This window comes from Terasakiispira papahanaumokuakeensis, assembly GCF_001709345.1.
GTDB classification, from domain to species: Bacteria; Pseudomonadota; Gammaproteobacteria; order Pseudomonadales; family Halomonadaceae; genus Terasakiispira; species Terasakiispira papahanaumokuakeensis.
In genome coordinates, this window is record NZ_MDTQ01000001.1 from 807194 (window position 1) to 824769 (window position 17576).

Here is a 17576-nt window from a genome sequence, read left to right on the forward strand (position 1 = left end):
TCCCTATATTGAGATGATAAGGCGGTGATGATGACAGCTCATGTGACTTCCAAAGCGGCGGATCAAGTCGTTGTTCGCCCTGCCGAGCGTGCTGATGCGGCGATTATCCTTGCGTTTATTCAGGACTTAGCGGCTTATGAAAAAGTGCCTGAGGCGGTGGTGAATACGGTGCCGATGATTGAGCAGTGTCTCTTTGGCGATCAGCCTCAGGCTTATGGCTTGATCTGTGAGTATGACGGCCAGCCCATTGGGTTTGCCGTGTATTACCTGACGTACTCAACCTGGTTGGGCCGTCATGGTCTGCATTTAGAAGATTTATATGTGAGCGAGGCCTTTCGCGGTTTAGGCGCAGGCCTAGCCATTATGCGATATTTGGCACAAATGGCCGTGACCAAAGGCTATGCGCGTTTTGAGTGGCAAGTATTAGATTGGAACCAGCCCGCCATTGACTTCTACGACCGTATTGGGGGGAAGCCGATGAATGAGTGGCTGACTTATCGGTTGGCGGGGGATGCCTTGGAAGCCTTTGCGCAAGAGGCCGGGGGCAGTGGCAATACGGTTCTCTGAATCTCAGAAAAGTGAGGTGTTTCAGCGATGGGAGGGGTATTTCAGCGGCTGTCTGAAAGTGTCACAAACGACTGAAAGTGTCACAAAATACTGGCGGTCGGCCTGACATAAGCATGGCAATATATAGGCCATACGTTTCATTATTCCCTTTGAATTACACCACTCAATGGTGATGGACCTTGATTGAGACCCCTTTGATTGAGACGCCAACGCCCCCTGTGATGGCCTCATTATTATTGGTTGAAGATGATGCCGAATTGGCTTCTTTGATTCAGGATTATCTTCATAAGCATGGTTTTGACGTACAGGTTGTCGGGGATGGCCCCAGTGCCCTGTCATGCATTCTGGGCACCCGTCCTGATTTGGTCTTGCTGGATATTATGCTGCCGGGGTTATCAGGCCTTGAGGTGTGCCGGCAAGTGCGGCCCCACTACAGTGCCCCCATCTTAATGCTGACGGCATTGGATGATGATGTGGATCAGATGCTTGGGTTGGAGCTCGGGGCCGATGATTATATCGTTAAGCCGATTAAACCACGGTTGTTACTGTCGAGAATTCGGGCTTTGTTGCGCCGGGCAACATTGAGTGCAGCTGACGGTGTCAATCAAGCCGGGGAGGTCTTTAATTCGCCCTTGCTACATATTGATCTCTCATCGCGCAGTGTTGTGCTCAAAGGGCAAAAGGTGCACCTGTCCACTGCAGAGTTTGATCTGCTGGCGCTGCTCAAAGCTGAGGCCGGTCAGGTGGTGACGCGAGAGACGATCGTTCAGCATCTGCGCGGGTTTGATTATGATGGTCTGGACCGTTCGATTGATCGCCGAATTTCTAGACTTCGCCGCAAACTCAAGGATGACCCCCTTGAACCTCAAATTATTAAGACGGTGAGGGGGAAAGGCTATTTATTATGTCTACCGGGCGGAAATCCCACCTCTGCGTTGAGTGATGAGTCTTGATTCGACTATTTCTTCGAGTATGGTTGGTGGTATTTATCCCGATGTTGTTTCTGCTGTTTTCCAACAGTTACAACCCGGTGCGGATGTTAAATCAATGGGCTGATTCGGATTATTTAAAAACGACTTTTGGCGGTGCTTTTTATTTACTGGAACAAGATTTAGCGCAGTGGCCACAATCACAATGGCCGTTGCATTTTTCTCAGATTGCCGACAAGTTTGGTCGTGATATTCGCTTGGTGACTGAAACGGATATGGGGGATGAGTGGCGCTCATTGCCCACCGATGGCTATCGAATCATTGAAGAATCGGGCAGTGCCGCTATCGTCAAGCGCATTGGCTCGACGCCTTGGCTCGTGGTGCTGATGTTTGATGAGTCTGAACAGCGTAAGGTGATGCGACAGGCCCAAGGCCCGTTGAACTTGATTTTGGCCCGTTTTCAGGCATTGCCACCCACACAATGGTCGCGTGAACTTGATGCCCTGGCCCCTCACTTTGATTTCCCCTTGCAACTGATCGATCCGCAGCAGCTTTCGGCGGCCGATAATAAGTTGCTTTCTATCGATCAGCAGTCACAGTTTGAGCGGCAGGGACGCGTTTGGCACGCCTCTGATGAGGGCTCGTTTTTGTTCTTGAAACTGTCGATGCCAACCGAAGTGGCCGCTGATCATGATCAACCGATGCCTTATCAGGTGCTCATGGCGGGCCCCATTCCACAGCAATCTGTGCATCATCTCTGGATTGTGGGCATGATGATTGCGATCTTTGTCGGGGGCATTTCGCTATGTATGCTGATTTTCGTTGCCCCTTTATGGCGTGATTTAAAACGCCTGACCCGCACCGCAGCTTTTTTTGGTGAAGGCGCTCTGAGCCAGCGGGCAACCCTTGGCCGCTGGTCAGCGATTACGCCGTTAGCGCAATCGTTTAATCAAATGGCGGATCAGATTGAGAAGATGATCCAAGGGCAGCGCGAGCTGACCAATGCGGTCGCACATGATTTACGTACACCGCTGGCCCGGCTCGATTTTGCCTTTGAAATGCTGCAATCGTGTGAGCTGGATGCCGTTGAGCGGGCCCGTTATGAGCAGAGTGTGGCCAGTAGCCTGGAGGCTTTAGACCATTTGATTCAGCAGCTGCTGATCTTGTCGCGTTATCGGCGCATGGTGGATCTTGTGCACTTTCACTCTGTTGATCTGACATCATCATTGCGTGTTGAATTGAATCAACTGCAAATGGCCCATCCTGACTTACTGTTTGAATGGGTGGTCGCTCATGATGTGGTGGACCGGCTCATTTTTGTCGACCCTAAAGCGATGTTAAGAGCCTTTAACAATCTAGCCGAAAATGCGGTGCGTTATGCGGCATCGACGGTACGTATTCGCTTAGCGTCTAGTGACACTCATTATTGTTTGAGCATTGAGGATGATGGGATAGGGATTCCTGATGTGATGAAGCCGCAGGTTTTTGAGCCGTTTCGACAACTGAATAATGAGGCGCGCTCTTTATTGTCCACTGAGTCGAATCGTGGCAATCAGACGAAAACCCATGGCTTAGGCTTGGCTATTGTGAAGCAGATTGCTGAGTGGCATGGCGGCGAGGTGACGCTGGAAGACAGCCACTTAGGTGGGGCATGCTTTACATTGCGATGGCCAATACGTCATCCATAACGGTGTCTAACGCGTCCCTTGATGTCGGGGTCGTTTATGAGGCCGTCTTCCAATTTTAAAGTATCAGGTTCTGTTGTCGGTCGTTTGTCGTGTTGTGATCGTGATATTGAGCACCGGGGTGATTTCCGGTGCTTTTTTTTGTGTCTTTTTTTTGTGTCTTAGGTGGGCGCCGATTGGAGGACGCTTAGCCGTTGCACTAAGTCCTAAATCAAACTCACCGGACAAATCACTAAAATACCGATGTTGGTCAGTATGTCGGATGTTGTTGTGAGCTTCATGGATGCGAATGCCGCTGTTGTTCTTGTTCGTTTACGCATGCCGGCTTGTGCTTTTTGAGCGGTTGTCGCTGGCATGACTGGCCATTAGCCATTAGCCATTAGCCATTAGCCCCATTAGCCAATGGCTTTGTGCTATGAGCCATATCATGGGCTGTATAAGTGATGCCGCTGGCTTCATCTCGGAAGCCCCGCACCAGCGCAACGCCCATGGCCAGTAATACGATAGAAAAAGGCAGCGCTGCCGCAATGGTGGCTGTTTGGAGCGCTTTCAGGCCTCCGGCTAATAGCAGGACGCCGGCCGTGGCACCTAAAATCAAGCCCCAGATAGCGCGAAAACGCAACGGCGGATGGCGGTCTCCTAACGATAAAATCGTACAGATGACAAGCGTTCCCGAGTCCGCTGAGGTCACAAACCACGTCATAATCATGATGACAGCAATCGCAGCCATAGGCTGTGTGAGCCAACCGACATTGAGCGCTTCGATGGTTTTAAATAGTGCAGTGGTCATATCTTGGTTCACCGCATCGACCAAGCCGCCAGCACCATAGAGCTCAATATGTAAAGCGGTGCCCCCAAAGGCAATAATCCAGACAAAGCCGCCCAGTACGGGAATTGTCAGCGCCGTTAGCAAGAATTCACGAATGGTGCGACCCCGCGAAATACGGGCAATAAAGAGCCCCACCAGCGGGCCCCAAGAGAGCCACCAGCCCCAATAGAACAATGTCCACCAACCTTGCCAAGGGTCATTGGGATCAGGGTTAGTCCAAAGCCCCATGGGAATGGCGTGAGCGGCATAGTCGCCTAAACTGGTGACCATCAGGCCGCAGAGGTAAACCGTGGGTCCGGCCAGAATGAAAAATGCCACCAGTACGGCGCTGATCCGGATATTCCAGACACTGAGTAAACGGATCCCTTTTTCCAATCCGGAGAGGGTGGAGATGGTGGCAATTAACGCAATCACAGCGATCAGAATCAGCTGAGTTGTCGTCGACACCTCAATACCAAACAGGTAATTCAGCCCGGCATTCATTTGAGAGGCGCCTAATCCCAGTGCTGTGGCGGTGCCAAAAAGGGTACTGAATACAGCGAGCAAGTCGACGGCATGACCGATCGGGCCATAAATTTTATCGCCCAGGAGCGGGTAAAGCGTTGAACGAATCGTCAGTGGAAGGCCGCGGCGATAAGTAAAGTAGCTGACCATTAGGCCAACCATAATATAAATGGACCAACCGTGAATGCCCCAGTGGAAAAGCGTGATTCTCAGCGCCACTTGAGCCGCTTCTGGGGTGTTGGGCGCAATTCCTTCCATTTTGATAAAAGGATTGCCCTGTAGGTGCGTCAAGGGTTCAGCAATACTCCAAAAGAGAATGCCGACGCCAATCGCACAGCTAAAGAGCATGGCAAACCAGGCAAAGAAACTGAACTCAGGAGGTTCATCATCCGGGCCTAAACGCAATTTGCCATAGCGGCTAAATGCGACCCAAATTGAGAAGAACAGTACGCTACTGACCACGCCGATGTAATACCAGTTCAGCGTATGCTGAATCCATTGCTTGATGTCGTTGTAGACCGTGTTGGCAAGATCAACGTTGAGTACAGTAAAGAGGACAAAAGCCAATATCATCGCAATTGCCGCGATGCCCATGCCTGCATGGGTACCGGAAAATAGTCCGCGTTTGCGGAGCAGCCTATCAGGTTGCATTGAGTGCATTACCTTGTGGGTGAGAAATATAGGGTGATGAAGTCACGAAAATGCGCTGGGCGGGAAAATAAGGCGCTAATATTAGTAGATATCATAATAAAAAAATATAGATTTTTGGTTTTTCTCTGCGGTTCTTGTGATAAGAAAGGATGCAAAGGGTGTGAGCGCAGTGGAAAAGAGGGCGCGAGCCAAGTGTGAATGACGTGCGCCAAATATGAGGATGACTGCGCCTAGGGCTAAATCAGGCTGATCAAGCAGATCATCAAAACCCCGATGTTCGCCAGTAACCCCAGCATGAAGGCATAGCTTCGGGGGCTGGGGTTTTGTTCGGTCGCGATGGCGTAGTAAAGCACCATATGCAGCAGTCGTGCGAGGAAGAAGGTCCAGACCAAAAGCCCGGTCCACAAGCCTGTAGCACCTAAGAAGTTCGCTAGAAAAGCGGCCCCGAGGAACATCGGCAGCGTTTCCAGTGAGTTCATAAACGTACGGTGGGCTCGAAAGACAAATGAGTCGTGGCTGAGGTGTTCATCAATCTTGCCCGGAATGGCGCCCGGTTGGGAAGCTTTGGTCATGCTGGCGACAAACCATTGCACCAGCCACAGCACCAAGATCGCTAAAATACCGCTATTGGTCAGTACACCGGGGGTTGTGATCTCCATCAATATGGTCTCCAAATCTAGTGTGTGGCGAGTGATGGCGTATGACTTATGGTGGCATGATCAATAGCCCAGTTGTTCGAGCCATGCCTGCGGTGTTTGCTCCGGCGCGCGATCAAAGGCTTGCAGTAAAGCCGCTGGGCGATTGGTAAAAAAGCCGTCTACGCCACGGTTGCGATAATTATAAGCATCATCGATATGATCTACCGTATAGGCGTGGACGAGCAACTGATGCTGATGACTCATGTTGACCATCCACGGCATGGCGAGATCCATATAACTGAATTGACGAGCAAAGTCACTTTGGTGCGGTGTTTGGATTGTCGAAGGCCCCACCCCGATGGCGCCATTGTCGCGGGCAAATTCGAGCCATTGGGCATAATCGCTGGGGGCGTTGACCTTTAAGCGACTGTAATAATCGGCAGTACTTTCATGCTCGCCCTTCGGTGGGTGCTGTGCCATTTTAATGTAATCACTGCCGCCCCATAAAAGTAGAATTTTGGGAACATCCGGCATGGCCGATTGCAGCGCTTTCAGACTTGAGCGTTCAAACGTTTGTAGCATCACGCGACTATCGGTGAAGCGGACATTCACATCGGCGCTGTTGTCAGGCTGGGTTGGGGCTTGATCGCCGAGCCAACGATGAGCCGCCAGATACGTTTTGAGATCTGCCTCGATGCCAGGAAAGAGGTCAGGACTTTTAGTTTCGATATAAAGCCCAGGATGATTGTTGCCCTGTTCTGCGACTTGTCGGACTTCGTCCAGCGTCATGATTTTAAGCCCGACAAATTGCGGACGGGCTCTATCGGGGTAGGCGTCGTTGAACCAGCTCCCGGCGTCTAGCTGTTTCAGCTCGGACAGTAAAAATGTGCTAACCGGGTCGTTGGCCCGCTCGGGAAAAACGCTTTCGATATTGGTGGTCCGTTTGAGGTTGTTATCGTGAAGGGCGATTAAATGACCATCTTTTGTGCGTTGTAAATCTAGTTCCAAATAATCTGCGCCCAGCGCTCGTGCGAGTTGATAAGCCGGTAACGTGGATTCGGGGGCATAGTAGGAGGCGCCTCTATGCGCAATGATCGCCGGATTGGGCATTTCTAGGCGGTGTGAGAGGGCTTGCCCAGCTTTGATCTCAGGCGTATCCGCCCACCCGGCAGGTGACAAAAATAACGCGCTGAGCACTAATCGGCTCATCAGGGAATATGGCTTGCGTCGCATCTGCAGTATGGATTGAGCGCGTGATGTGGTTCGGGAAGTGCATCCTGGTTTTCGGTTGATCATCGGGCACCTTTCTCATTGTCTTAACACTTTATGGTGTTCATGTGTTCCTGTGCTTATGGTGTTCATATGCCATCATTCCATGGCAGCACCATGACAACAGATTTTTATTTGTTTGTTCATTTAATATTAAATTTATGATTAATTCCAATTTTGATTATTTTTTGTGATTAATATGAGCGTGGCGACCTGTGTCTTCTGAAAAGGGTGATCTAAGACGTGACTAATTCAGTCGGTGTGATGGGCGGGTTGATTGTCTCTGAAGGAGAAGGGCCACCTGATGTCAGGTGGCCCGGAGTACCGCATGGTTTTTGGGTGTGTTTAGGTGTTTGAGGGGTTAGAAGGTGTAACGAGCGCTGACACCGTAGTTGCGTCCGCTCTGGGTGTAGCGATCTAGGTTTTGGTTGGCGGTTAAGCCGCGGACATCGTCCCATTGCCAGTAGCGTTTATCCAGCAAGTTGTAGACGCCAGCGCTCAGACGCAGATGATCCATGACATCGACATAACCTGTCAGATCGACCAAGGTGTAGCTGGGGCGGGCCAACACTTCATTTAAACCGGTATCATTGAGGTCACTGATATCGCCTGCGTCTTTGGCATCGGTCCAGGTGATGTGCAAGGCGCTCCCCCAATGATCGGCATCATAGGCGAGCGCCGCTGAGGCTTGCATGGGCGCTATGCTATCTAGCGGTACATTACGGGTGCGATTACCTTCGCTGTCTTCGTAATCATCATATTCGCCTTTGGCGTAGGCCAGGGCGCCGCTGAGTGTCAAACCGCTCAGGTTGGATTGGTTCAGAGCTTCGGCAAGATCAAGTTCACCTTTGAGTTCAACGCCATGAATATTGACTTTATTCAGGTTGACGGTGGTGAAGGTTCCGGTCGGGTACTGCGCTGTTGCGCCAAGGCTGAATTGTTTTTGGATAAAGTCTTTGTAGTGGTTGTCATAAATGGCCAGCTCAGCACTGCCCAGACGCCCTTCAAAACGTAGACCGGCTTCAGCAAAAGTGCTTTTCTCGGGCTTTAGGTCCGGGTTGGGGCGAATGACATAGCCGAAGTTAAAGCCACCAAAAGATCCGGCATTTTCGTAGTAATAAAAGCTATTTTCCAGCGTTGGGGCTCTAAAGCCGGTACCGTAACGGGCATAAGCGCTGGTGATGTCATTGATGATCCAATTGAGCCCCAGCTGGGCGGTCACCCGGTCATCTTCGTTGCTATCCCAGCTGTTTGTGATGTGCTGATCGGTCTCTGGATCAATCTTGTAATGATCGTAGCGAATGGCGGGTAGCAGGCTGAGGCTGTTGGTCACTTGCCAATGATCTTGCAGGTAAAGACCGTAATAGTCGCCTTTGGCTTTGGGCGAGAAGCGGCTGGTGGTTGTGACCCCTTCACTGGTTTGTCGGCTGAGGTTTTCGTAGGTCCGGTGAATATACTGACCGCCGTAGCTCAGTTGGTGATCTCCCAGTTGTTTGGTCAGATCGGCCTTAAGTTGGTAGTCCTTTTGTTCATAGCCCCGGTTATAGAGGTTTTGGGTGCTGGGGTTATCGGTGAAGCTGTTCGTTTCAGCCTGTTGGTAATCCAGCTGCCATCGTAGGCGGTCGTACATGACATTGCGCTGTGTATTGAGATGGAACAGGCTTAGGCGTTTACGTTTGATTTCGTCGTCTTGTTGCTGGGGGCGGTCAGCGGTGGTCTCTGAATAAAGATCATAATCCGATTCAGTTTTGAAGTGTTCAGCGGTCAGTCCCCACTGGTTTTGGTTGTCGTGATGCCAAATGAGCTTACCCAACCAGTTGTGTGTGGTGTCTTCTCCAGGGTCGACCGCGCGACGGCTGGGGCCTAGTGCCTGTCCGTCACCATCACCATAGTAATTCTCTTGCTCATCGCCACTGCGGTGAGTGTAAAGCAGCATGGACTCTAATCGTCCACTTCGATTGGCCAGTGTGGCGGTTTGTGAGAATTGGTTGGCATCACTGCGATAACTGCCCTTGAGGCTGGCATAAGTGTCATTGCCTTGTGGCGCGAGGAAGTCATCAGGTCGTTTGGTTCTAAATTGCACGACGCCAGACATGGCCCCGGACCCTGCACTGATGTCCCCTCCTTTGACAATTTGCATCTCGCCGACGGCGTCGAGATCTAGGCTGGCGCGCCCTGAATTGAGGTAACTGGCGCTTTGTGGGGTGTAGCTATCCGGCATTTCCAATCCGTCAACCAGCAGCTTGACGCGGTCGCCGTCAAGCCCGCGAATATTGATACTACCGATACTGCCTCGGTTGTTACCGCTGACGGTGACGCCTGGCTCGTAACGCAACGCATCGGAAAGATCCGTACTGATGTTGCGCTCTAAAGTCGCGGCATCAATCTTCTGGGTGATACCGACAGCATGAGCATGGGCGGTGATGTCTTGTTCGGGCCCTTTTTCACCTTTCACAATGACATGATCAAGTTCCGTTGCGGAGGACGTTTGAGGCGCGGTTGTATCGCTCTCCGCGACTGCCCAACTGCTGGGGGTGAGCGCACAAGTGAGCATTACACAGTTCAAGGCCGCTGCTGGCCAGTATTTCGGGGTCATCGCTAAGTTTCCTGCGTCATCATTAGAATGATGACAATGATACTTAATTGATAATAATTATCAAAACTGTTTGGCTTTTAATCTTATTAAGATTGATTAAGAATGACCGCTTGAGGCCGATGGCATGGCCGTCCGCAACGCCTGACTTGAGTCAGTGGAGAGCGTTGAGTTTGCGTGATTTATTGAGGTGTAGCGGGCAGGATTCGAAGTTCCATTCGTTTGATGTAGGTCTTAACGTTATGGTGCTGAAGTGGGGTGGCTGCTGGGGTGTGATTGGAAGAGCGTTGTATTTGAAAAGAGATGTGGTCTGCTCCTGGCTTTGACGTGATGGGAATCAAATAAGTACCGCCAGTACGTCGAGCTTGCGGGCCAAATGGCGTGACTTCGCCGATAAACTGTCCTGAGGGCTGGCTGATGATAATGCTTTGCCCGGGTTGTAACGCTGAAACTTCCAGTACCAGTATGAGGCTTTCACCGGCGTTAAGAGGGCGTGGTAACGGCAAGGTGTTCGTCTGACCCGTGTGGGTGATTAAGGGGCGCGCTTGTTGTGCTTCAACGGTCAATGTTTCAGCGGCTGACGTTTCAGAAGCTGACGTTTCAGAGGCTAACGTTGAAACGTTCTGTAGGCTTAGGCCTATTATGCATAAGCCGATTTGGCACAGTGCCTTAATCCCGTTGACACCACAATAACGCAAGCGGTTAGACAAGCAGCCCCTCTGGGCTGCTTGTGATGTGGCATCGCGTGTAGCGCTGCTGTGTACTTGGCGTCGCATTATAGCGCCTGGATGTGCAATGCCTTGATTGCTGGTGCTGTATTTTGATCGTGGGTTAAATCAAATTTCAGTTGCAGTGATTGGTTGCCTTTCAGTTGTTGTAGTTGCTGAATGACTTGATTGTGTTGTGGGATCGGCACAATAAAGGTGACGTCGTGGGCTTTCCCATGAGCCGGACCAAACAAGCTGATAATGCCGGCAAAGTGAGGATCCTCTGGGGTTAAGCGCATTTTCCCCTCAGGGGCATTCAGTGTGATATCAAACTGCCTGGGGGCACTGGGATCGGTACTTCTTTGGAATGTGATAACGGCAAATAGCGTTTTCCCTGGGGCTTGTTGTAGGGTCACATTCGCTTTATCACCTTGAATTGTGCCTTGTATCATCGCCGCATTTCGGGTGACGTTGTCAGCCATGGCGGGATCAATAAAACCTGGGGCATACACATAATTAAAGGCTGAAGTGCTCAGATAATCTCCCGCTTTGCCATTGAGTATGGGGTCGCCTTGAGCATTAAAGAAAAACAGAAAGGGTTCTTCTTTTAACTGTCTTAGCGCTACAGGGTCTGTGGGTAAAGTCGGCTCTTGTATGACTTGTTGCTTACGTTCCCAGACTTCCCAAAGCCGATCCATATTCGCGTGATGTAGAAAGAAAATAGGATCTACCGGCGATAAAAAATTGGTCATATTGCCGTATGGCCCAGGGTTCCATGTCGGGACTCCCCCAATATTGTTATGCACTTGGTTATGGGGCTGACCTTCCAGTACTGAAAAAGTCGTTCCCCCCGTATGATGATTGTGGGAATTTGTTTTCGAGCTGCAGAAACTATTCACCATATTGTCGCCATCATAAAACCGTGTCGGTTTCAGGCCTGGCACGACAACTTGCGGGGAACAAGCATGGGCAGTTTTCGCATCGAGGTTAGGGTTTGCCCGGCTGAGATAACGTGATGTGGGCATCGTAGCGAAGGCGGCATTGCCGGGAATGTATTGGCCTGATTCAGGGTCATAACCGGTGACCCCATTCCAAAACTGATCAAAGGTTTGATAACCCCGGTGCTTGAGCTGCTCTCTCTGTGCACTATTGAGTGACTGCCAATAGCGTTGAAGCGCTGGTTGCATCGATTGAGTGAAGGTCTCGATGTTCTGCGTCATCTCGCCATAGGCGCTATCGGTCGGTGTGAGTACCCCTTCAAACATCATATCGGGCATCTGTGGGGATGCGGTCCAATCCCAATAAGGCAACGCAAAAGAGGGATTGCCACTGTAGTGGCGAATGATTTGTTCGACATAACCGATATAACCGCGATGCCAGACATAAAACCACCAGTTGCCGTGAGGGCAGTCCATATAATGGATAAAGGCGATACGAAACCAGTTATGCGGGTGATCGGTCGGTAAGGCGAGCATTTTTTTGATGGCGACCGCATAACTCTTAAGCATCTGTTGTCCTTGCGGACTATTCGCCTCGTAGCGAATGGCAGGCGCGGTTTGCGCCATCGCTTTGAAAGGGAGTGACAGTGAACCGGCCAAGCAGGTGCTCCCGGCAATAAAGGCTCGTCTGGAAATGCTGCCTGAGTGAGCAGAAAGAGCGCCTGAGTGGGTGGTTAATACCCCAGAAGATACCTGCGTTGAGGGTTTAGAAAACGTCATCCTGAGTATCCCCGAATCCATAGTGCAGTTATATTGATGACGTCAGGTACTGCGGTACCTTGAACCGACATATCCCTGTCGTCACAAGTAAGGCTAGATTTACTTGCCAGCCTTATATGTCTAGGTGTTGTCACATCAAATATCCAGCACTTGAGCGACTTTTGACGAGATTCATTGCAGAGCGCCTAAATATGTGCCTTCGTGAGTGATCAACTAACCAAAAAATGACGCCAGAGGTAAGAGAAAGGTAATACCAAGACAAGTGCCGGTAGAAAATTAACGACTGCAAAATTCATGATTTTGGCAATTCTTAGCCCGACAGCCACCATAACGCTGTTCCCAATATTAATGCCATGACGACGACAGGAATAAAATGTGCCTTGATGATCATCGTGATACCAATGGCCATTGAGGCGAGCGCAAATGTTGGGGGCAGGCCATCTTGCAAGCGTTGTGAAATAATTCTGGACAGTAATGGGCCTGCCAGCCCACCAAGAATAATGGCGCCGCTATTGATGAAAGCATTCTTTGAGTAGGCATTGCCTGAAATGCCTATGTTCGACAATACGGTGTTAAAAAATGGCTTAGAATACTCATTGGTAACATGTCAACGGCATTGCTTCACCGGTTTTTGCCTTGTCTTGCTGAACCGTAAAGGGAGATTTAATAAGTCGCGCGTAACCAACGAGCTACCTTCCGGCGATTATAAAAATGGTTATATTGAGCCGTATAAACCCGCTCGGGTGCCATACTGGCGCCTTCTTGATGTGAGTGATCAAGCGTGAAGGTACGTGCCGCTCCGACGGGGCGTTTCTCGGGCCCATAAGTCGCGACAATGCGTAGGGTAATGGCTTGAATCTCTTCGCTATGAATTTCCCGAGTTGTCGACGTTTGAGGATGTTGTTGAATATGCGTTAACGCGCGCTCGATTAAATGACTAAATGTGCCCACTGTGAGACTGTCGCCTGAGGCAAGGGGCCCCTGACAAGTGCCATTACCAGGTCTCACCCCTTCAATATCTTCCATTTGATCGACAAAGTCTGTGACATTGTCACAAAAAACGTCTTGTTTAGAAGTGACCACAATTTGAACCGACTCGATATAAAGTGCTTCTTGGCTCATATTGCTCAGTAAACACATCGATTTTGGGCTTCGTTCACCCACTTGGCTGATGATCATTTTAGGGCGTCGTTGTCGGCGATAGTTTTGATAGAGTAGCTGAGCATAGATCAGCCAAATCATTACTGAAATTAAACTGGTTATTGCAGTAATGGCGGCAGTATTGGACTGAAGCCAATGCCACATAAAAACTCCCTGAATATACGGTTGCTGAATGTCGTGTTAAATGCACGAATGTCTGAAGATGAAGTCATCCTCTGCAGGCAATGAAATCACGCTCCCTTCCGGTATGCGGTTGTCAGCGTCAGCCTTTCTATTGAAGGTATTGCCGTCGACCGGCATAAAGATGTCAATATGCCCGTCGGGAAATGGTTGGTCTTCAAGTGCATTCATCTCATAGGTGCCGATGTCAGTCTCTCGGTTGAAACGATTACCGTCAACCGGCATGAAAATAGAGACATGACGGTCAGGGAAGGGGAAGCCTTCAAATACGCTCGTCTCGCGGGGGGCAACGGCAGCCTTCTGATCAAAGGTATTGCCGTCAACGGGCATGAAGAGGGAGAGGTTGTTACCGGGGAATGGAAGACCTTCAAAATCGCCCATATTGTGAGTTTTAATATCGTCATTCAGCTCAAGAATATCGCCTTCAACTGGCATAAAGGGCGAGTTGATCCTGTCTTGACTGTTGCCATTCAGGATTTCCTTGATATAAGAATTTTGGCCCAAAAGATAGATTCTTTCTTCTAAATATGCTGAATTTTTCATAATGATATCCCCGTAAAGTCAGCTAAGAATACGCATGCTTTATGCGTGAAGTAAGCTGTCTTTTCAATTGATTGCGTAATTTTTAATTAAAATGATTATTTTGAATTTTGTTTTTTAATCATTGAATTCTAGTGTTTTTATATTGGTTTTAGAGGTGTATTTCATGGTTCTACTATAGAGTGAAATCAGTATTTAATGAGTGATTGCAGTCACTTTTGATATGATTTTTAAACATCGAGTTGCTTTTAAGTCTCATTATTTAAGACTTTTTTGTGGAGTATTTTATGGGTTTTGGTGACGAGGTCAGTGAGCGGTGAGAGGTTGTTGAGGGTCAGTGAGTCAATAGATGAGTGAATTGGTGAGCGTGATCGTACTCAATATCAATATATGATGTTTTTACTAAATTTTATCTCTATTGAATAGCCAAATACCCCCTACATGACACCAAGTCATATAGAGGGTACTGGTGATATTACCGCGATAAAGTACTGGGTATGACTTAGGCCAACAGGTCGCCTGTTTCTGGCAACGGTGTTGTACCGATCAACTCAAGGTCACCGATGTTAGGAATGTCGGAGTTATACCAGTCGGAATAATCGCCTTCAAGCGTCTTGATGAAAGATACTTCGGTTAAGTCAGGAAGTTCAACGTCTTCCATGGGTTCATAGTCACTCAGGTCGATGTCATCAAGACCTCCATCATCACTGGATGAGAAGATAACCGCATCATTCGCATCATCAGCAACGGCTTTCGGTAATGGCATTGACTCGGTTTCTTCAAGACCACCGATGTAAGGGATATCAGTGTCATACAAGTCGGAATAATCGCCTTCAAGCGTCTTGAAGAAAGATGCCTCAATGTGAGGTAATTCGGCTACGTCAGGAAGTTCAACGTCCTCCATAGGTTCATAGTCACTCAGGTCGATGTCATCAAGACCCCCATCATCACTGGATGAGAAGATAACCGCGTCATTTGCATCATCAGCAACTGCTTTAGGTAAAGGCGTTGTATCGGTAATTTCAATGCCATCGATCTGATCAAGGTCTCGACTCAGGTCAAGTTGACCTTCGTAGGGCGTAAAGATGACAACATCATCATTATCATGAAAAAATGAATTGTTGTTTTCTTTTTGAGATTTAAATAATGCCATGGTTCTTTCCTTTCTTGGTTGATTTAAGCGTGATAGTACACTTCCATAAGCCGTGTAGAGTTACACGGGATCTTGCCTTTTTTGAATCTTAAGATTCAAATTCTGCATCAGATTTTTATCTTTTCTGATGGTTTTGTGATGCGTCTTTCTATGGGGTTTACTTTATTATTGAGCCTTGATTTTGGAGGTGACTGTGATCACTTTTGAAATTAATTTTTTGTATTTTTTTATAGTGTGTCTCGTGATTTGTTGGTTTTTTTGAATTTTTATATCGTATTTTGAGAACGTATTTTTTGATAGGTTTTTAGGTTTTTTTAAAGGATTTCAATCGGTATTGGTTGAGTTTGGATGTGAAACTTATGGTGTGATAGAGGTTTTTTTAGTGAGACGATATGAGTCTCAAATGGTGATATTTTTAGTCGTACTTTTGCCGTTTTGATATGGATGTTGTCGGTTTTATGAAAGTGGTATAGCGAATCCCTACACCTCTCCCTCCCCATTGGCTATAGGCTTATTCATGGTGTAGTTAAACGGCTTGAACTGACCATCGACTTCAGTGATCAGGTTTTACAAGAGACTGGAGATTCGTGAAGAGACTGGTTGTATCGTTTTGGTAATGACTAGGATGAGGCGTTTCGGAATAGATGAGTGTAGAGATGAGTGTGTCGCTCATTCAAACGAAATGCCTTCTACCTGAATAATATCCATGTAGAAGGCATCGGTAATATTAACTGCGATAAAACATACGATAAAATTGAGAGGGCAGCTTAGATCAGCAGCTCACCCGTCTCAGCTGGAAACGATGGCATGGTGCCTACCACTTCAAGCTCACCACTTTCAATAGACCCTGTGCTCTGACTGTAGACCTCTAATAGACCACCTTCTGTTCTGAAGATCCCATCCTCTGGTAACGGTGTGGTTTCAAAGTCAGCCACCTCATCGCTGACAATAGGCCCACTATCCTGACCGGATACCTCTAATGGCCAGATTTCTGTTCTGAAGATTCCATCCTCTGGTAACGGCGTGGTTTCAAAGTCAGCCATCTCTCCGCTTTCATATACCCCAGTGGGCGGAGCCTCTTTAACTTCTAACCCTCCAATCGGATCGAGGTCTGTGTCTGGGTCGATAGTATCGCCCTCAAAGTGAGTGAAGATGGACACATCGTTAACGTCATCGCCGGAGACAGGGATTTCAAGATCTACGGGGTCTCCAAGATCACCGGGATCGGGAACGTTGGGGTTTTGGGGAAGATAGTCCGAGAGATCGTCGTCAGAGAGTTCTGCAGGTAATTGAATGATTTTACTGAGGTCAAAATCATCAAATGGGTCGTAGTCGTTGTTTGAGATAGAGGCATTTGCGATAGATTGTGTCGTGGTTTCAAGCCCTTCATTACCAGTTACAGTAGGGCTTTCTTTATCACTGGTGATAATGCTCGTGAGATATGTTTTATCTTCATGAGGTGTGAAACTTTTCATCATCTTATCCTTGAATAAATGAAGTTGACTTGATCAATAAGGCTTTATTGCACATGGCTGTTATTGTGAATGAGCTTTCATATTAGTGGTTTATGAAAAAAGTTGAATTATTTTTTGAAATCAAATATTTCAAATTGAAAACATATATTTATTGAATCTTTTCGGCGGCTTAGTTTTTGATTTTGATTTCCATTTGATTTTATAACTATTTGATTTTATTGGTTTTTCTATTTTTTCTTATGAGCGATGAGCTTGTGATGGCAGTGGCTTTGTCTGTTGGTTTTTATTCTTTTTTCATTATTTTTGATAATTGTTAGACGCTTTATGACTTCTAATGACAATTTATGACTAGTTTATATCTCATATTTTGAGATTTTTATGGATTTATATTTTTATTTTTTGTCTGATGAATGCTCATTTTTTAGCTTTTTTACATCGGCTATCGAAAGTGTATCAAATGCTGATACTTGAATAGCGGGATGTCTAATTTATTTTTATTGGTCAATGGCTAAGGTTTTGAGATGAGTGATGAGAATTTTTCAGACATTTGTTGAGGTATATCTCGTATAGTGGATACCCGACTTCTGGAGGGGGACGTGGCCCGAATACTGGAGTCACTGGAGCAGAGTGTGCTCTACCGAAACAAGTCGGAGTTGATAATGGAGCAGAACGGATTGCCGCTGAATTTTATAGCGGTGGTGCTGTGAAAGGGATAGAGGTCGCTATATCCAACTTAGAAAACCTCATCAGAATGGTTTTGTGGAGCGGTTTAATCATTCTTTTAGATATGAATTTCTGGATGTGTATCTGTTTGAGGGTTGTTGCACTATCCCCTTGCCAAAAAGTGAAAAACCCTAGTTTAGGGCTCTCTCAGTAACGGAGAGGTGGATAGCGGCTTGAAGCGAAGGTCGGCTCAATATCTGTGACGTCAAGCAAGCCAATCACTTTAAAGCGATTGGCTTGCATCGACAAAGGTA

General features: G+C 48.0%; 16 protein-coding genes. 4 read left to right on the forward strand and 12 right to left on the reverse strand.

Annotated elements, in window-relative coordinates:
- Positions 1-27 precede the first annotated feature (27 nt).
- The 3 genes from BFW38_RS03605 to BFW38_RS03615 all read left to right on the forward strand — a co-directional run bounded on the left by BFW38_RS03605 (position 28) and on the right by BFW38_RS03615 (position 3184).
- Positions 28-567, forward strand: a complete 540-nt coding sequence (locus tag BFW38_RS03605; RefSeq protein ID WP_245686057.1) for a GNAT family N-acetyltransferase — start codon at positions 28-30, stop codon at positions 565-567.
- A gap of 221 nt (positions 568-788) precedes the next feature.
- Positions 789-1520, forward strand: a complete 732-nt coding sequence (locus tag BFW38_RS03610; protein ID WP_068997161.1) for a response regulator — start codon at positions 789-791, stop codon at positions 1518-1520.
- Positions 1517-3184 (forward strand): ATP-binding protein, encoded by a 1668-nt coding sequence (locus BFW38_RS03615; RefSeq protein WP_068997162.1) that lies wholly within the window; start codon positions 1517-1519, stop codon positions 3182-3184. The genes BFW38_RS03610 and BFW38_RS03615 overlap by 4 nt, the downstream gene beginning before the upstream one ends.
- A 376-nt stretch (positions 3185-3560) precedes the next feature.
- Here BFW38_RS03615 and BFW38_RS03620 read toward each other — a convergent pair whose 3' ends face one another.
- From BFW38_RS03620 to BFW38_RS03670, 12 genes are all read right to left on the reverse strand, one after another.
- A complete protein-coding gene (locus BFW38_RS03620) occupies positions 3561-5165 on the reverse strand; it encodes a BCCT family transporter (RefSeq protein ID WP_068997163.1) in 1605 nt (534 codons plus the stop codon).
- A 236-nt stretch (positions 5166-5401) separates the two neighbouring features.
- Complete coding sequence (locus BFW38_RS03625; protein ID WP_068997164.1) at positions 5402-5824, reverse strand: MAPEG family protein; 423 nt, start codon at positions 5822-5824, stop codon at positions 5402-5404.
- 60 nt (positions 5825-5884) lie between these two features.
- Complete coding sequence (locus BFW38_RS03630) at positions 5885-7000, reverse strand: glycerophosphodiester phosphodiesterase (protein WP_218186349.1); 1116 nt, start codon at positions 6998-7000, stop codon at positions 5885-5887.
- Between the two features lie 433 nt (positions 7001-7433).
- Positions 7434-9668: a TonB-dependent hemoglobin/transferrin/lactoferrin family receptor gene (locus BFW38_RS03635; RefSeq protein WP_068997165.1), complete on the reverse strand. Its 2235-nt coding sequence runs from the start codon at positions 9666-9668 to the stop codon at positions 7434-7436.
- A 179-nt stretch (positions 9669-9847) separates the two neighbouring features.
- On the reverse strand, positions 9848-10441 hold the full coding sequence (locus BFW38_RS03640) for a hypothetical protein (RefSeq protein ID WP_068997166.1): 594 nt from the start codon (positions 10439-10441) through the stop codon (positions 9848-9850).
- Positions 10441-12090 (reverse strand): tyrosinase family protein, encoded by a 1650-nt coding sequence (locus BFW38_RS03645; RefSeq protein WP_084004433.1) that lies wholly within the window; start codon positions 12088-12090, stop codon positions 10441-10443. The genes BFW38_RS03640 and BFW38_RS03645 overlap by 1 nt, the downstream gene beginning before the upstream one ends.
- Positions 12091-12299: 209 nt before the next feature.
- The gene (locus BFW38_RS18405) at positions 12300-12419 is read right to left on the reverse strand and encodes a hypothetical protein (protein WP_218186350.1); all 120 of its coding nucleotides are present in this window, start codon (positions 12417-12419) and stop codon (positions 12300-12302) included.
- Positions 12401-12655 carry a DUF554 family protein gene (locus BFW38_RS18410; RefSeq protein WP_068997167.1) on the reverse strand — a complete coding sequence of 85 codons (255 nt, stop codon included), beginning with the start codon at positions 12653-12655 and terminating at the stop codon, positions 12401-12403. The genes BFW38_RS18405 and BFW38_RS18410 overlap by 19 nt, the downstream gene beginning before the upstream one ends.
- 98 nt (positions 12656-12753) lie before the next feature.
- The gene (locus tag BFW38_RS03655; RefSeq protein ID WP_068997168.1) at positions 12754-13395 is read right to left on the reverse strand and encodes a hypothetical protein; all 642 of its coding nucleotides are present in this window, start codon (positions 13393-13395) and stop codon (positions 12754-12756) included.
- A 36-nt stretch (positions 13396-13431) separates the two neighbouring features.
- Positions 13432-13974, reverse strand: coding sequence for a hypothetical protein (locus tag BFW38_RS03660; RefSeq protein ID WP_068997169.1), 543 nt, complete (start codon positions 13972-13974; stop codon positions 13432-13434).
- A gap of 499 nt (positions 13975-14473) precedes the next feature.
- Positions 14474-15124 (reverse strand): hypothetical protein, encoded by a 651-nt coding sequence (locus BFW38_RS03665; protein WP_068997170.1) that lies wholly within the window; start codon positions 15122-15124, stop codon positions 14474-14476.
- Between the two features lie 767 nt (positions 15125-15891).
- A complete protein-coding gene (locus tag BFW38_RS03670; RefSeq protein ID WP_139116547.1) occupies positions 15892-16602 on the reverse strand; it encodes a hypothetical protein in 711 nt (236 codons plus the stop codon).
- 723 nt (positions 16603-17325) lie between these two features.
- On the opposite strand from BFW38_RS03670, the gene BFW38_RS18415 reads away from it, so the two are divergent.
- On the forward strand, positions 17326-17457 hold the full coding sequence (locus BFW38_RS18415) for an integrase core domain-containing protein (protein WP_084004434.1): 132 nt from the start codon (positions 17326-17328) through the stop codon (positions 17455-17457).
- The last annotated feature ends 119 nt before the right edge of the window (positions 17458-17576 follow it).

Coding starts and splice junctions, on each gene's coding strand:
- BFW38_RS18405 (WP_218186350.1), bottom strand. CDS start 12,419: ATGGTGGCTGTCGGGCTAAGAATTGCCAAAATCATGAATTTTGCAGTC.
- BFW38_RS03610 (WP_068997161.1), top strand. CDS start 789: ATGGCCTCATTATTATTGGTTGAAGATGATGCCGAATTGGCTTCTTTG.
- BFW38_RS03635 (WP_068997165.1), bottom strand. CDS start 9,668: ATGACCCCGAAATACTGGCCAGCAGCGGCCTTGAACTGTGTAATGCTC.
- BFW38_RS03625 (WP_068997164.1), bottom strand. CDS start 5,824: ATGGAGATCACAACCCCCGGTGTACTGACCAATAGCGGTATTTTAGCG.
- BFW38_RS03665 (WP_068997170.1), bottom strand. CDS start 15,124: ATGGCATTATTTAAATCTCAAAAAGAAAACAACAATTCATTTTTTCAT.
- BFW38_RS03605 (WP_245686057.1), top strand. CDS start 28: ATGATGACAGCTCATGTGACTTCCAAAGCGGCGGATCAAGTCGTTGTT.
- BFW38_RS03640 (WP_068997166.1), bottom strand. CDS start 10,441: ATGCGACGCCAAGTACACAGCAGCGCTACACGCGATGCCACATCACAA.
- BFW38_RS03660 (WP_068997169.1), bottom strand. CDS start 13,974: ATGAAAAATTCAGCATATTTAGAAGAAAGAATCTATCTTTTGGGCCAA.
- BFW38_RS03620 (WP_068997163.1), bottom strand. CDS start 5,165: ATGCAACCTGATAGGCTGCTCCGCAAACGCGGACTATTTTCCGGTACC.
- BFW38_RS03670 (WP_139116547.1), bottom strand. CDS start 16,602: ATGATGAAAAGTTTCACACCTCATGAAGATAAAACATATCTCACGAGC.
- BFW38_RS03645 (WP_084004433.1), bottom strand. CDS start 12,090: ATGACGTTTTCTAAACCCTCAACGCAGGTATCTTCTGGGGTATTAACC.
- BFW38_RS03655 (WP_068997168.1), bottom strand. CDS start 13,395: ATGTGGCATTGGCTTCAGTCCAATACTGCCGCCATTACTGCAATAACC.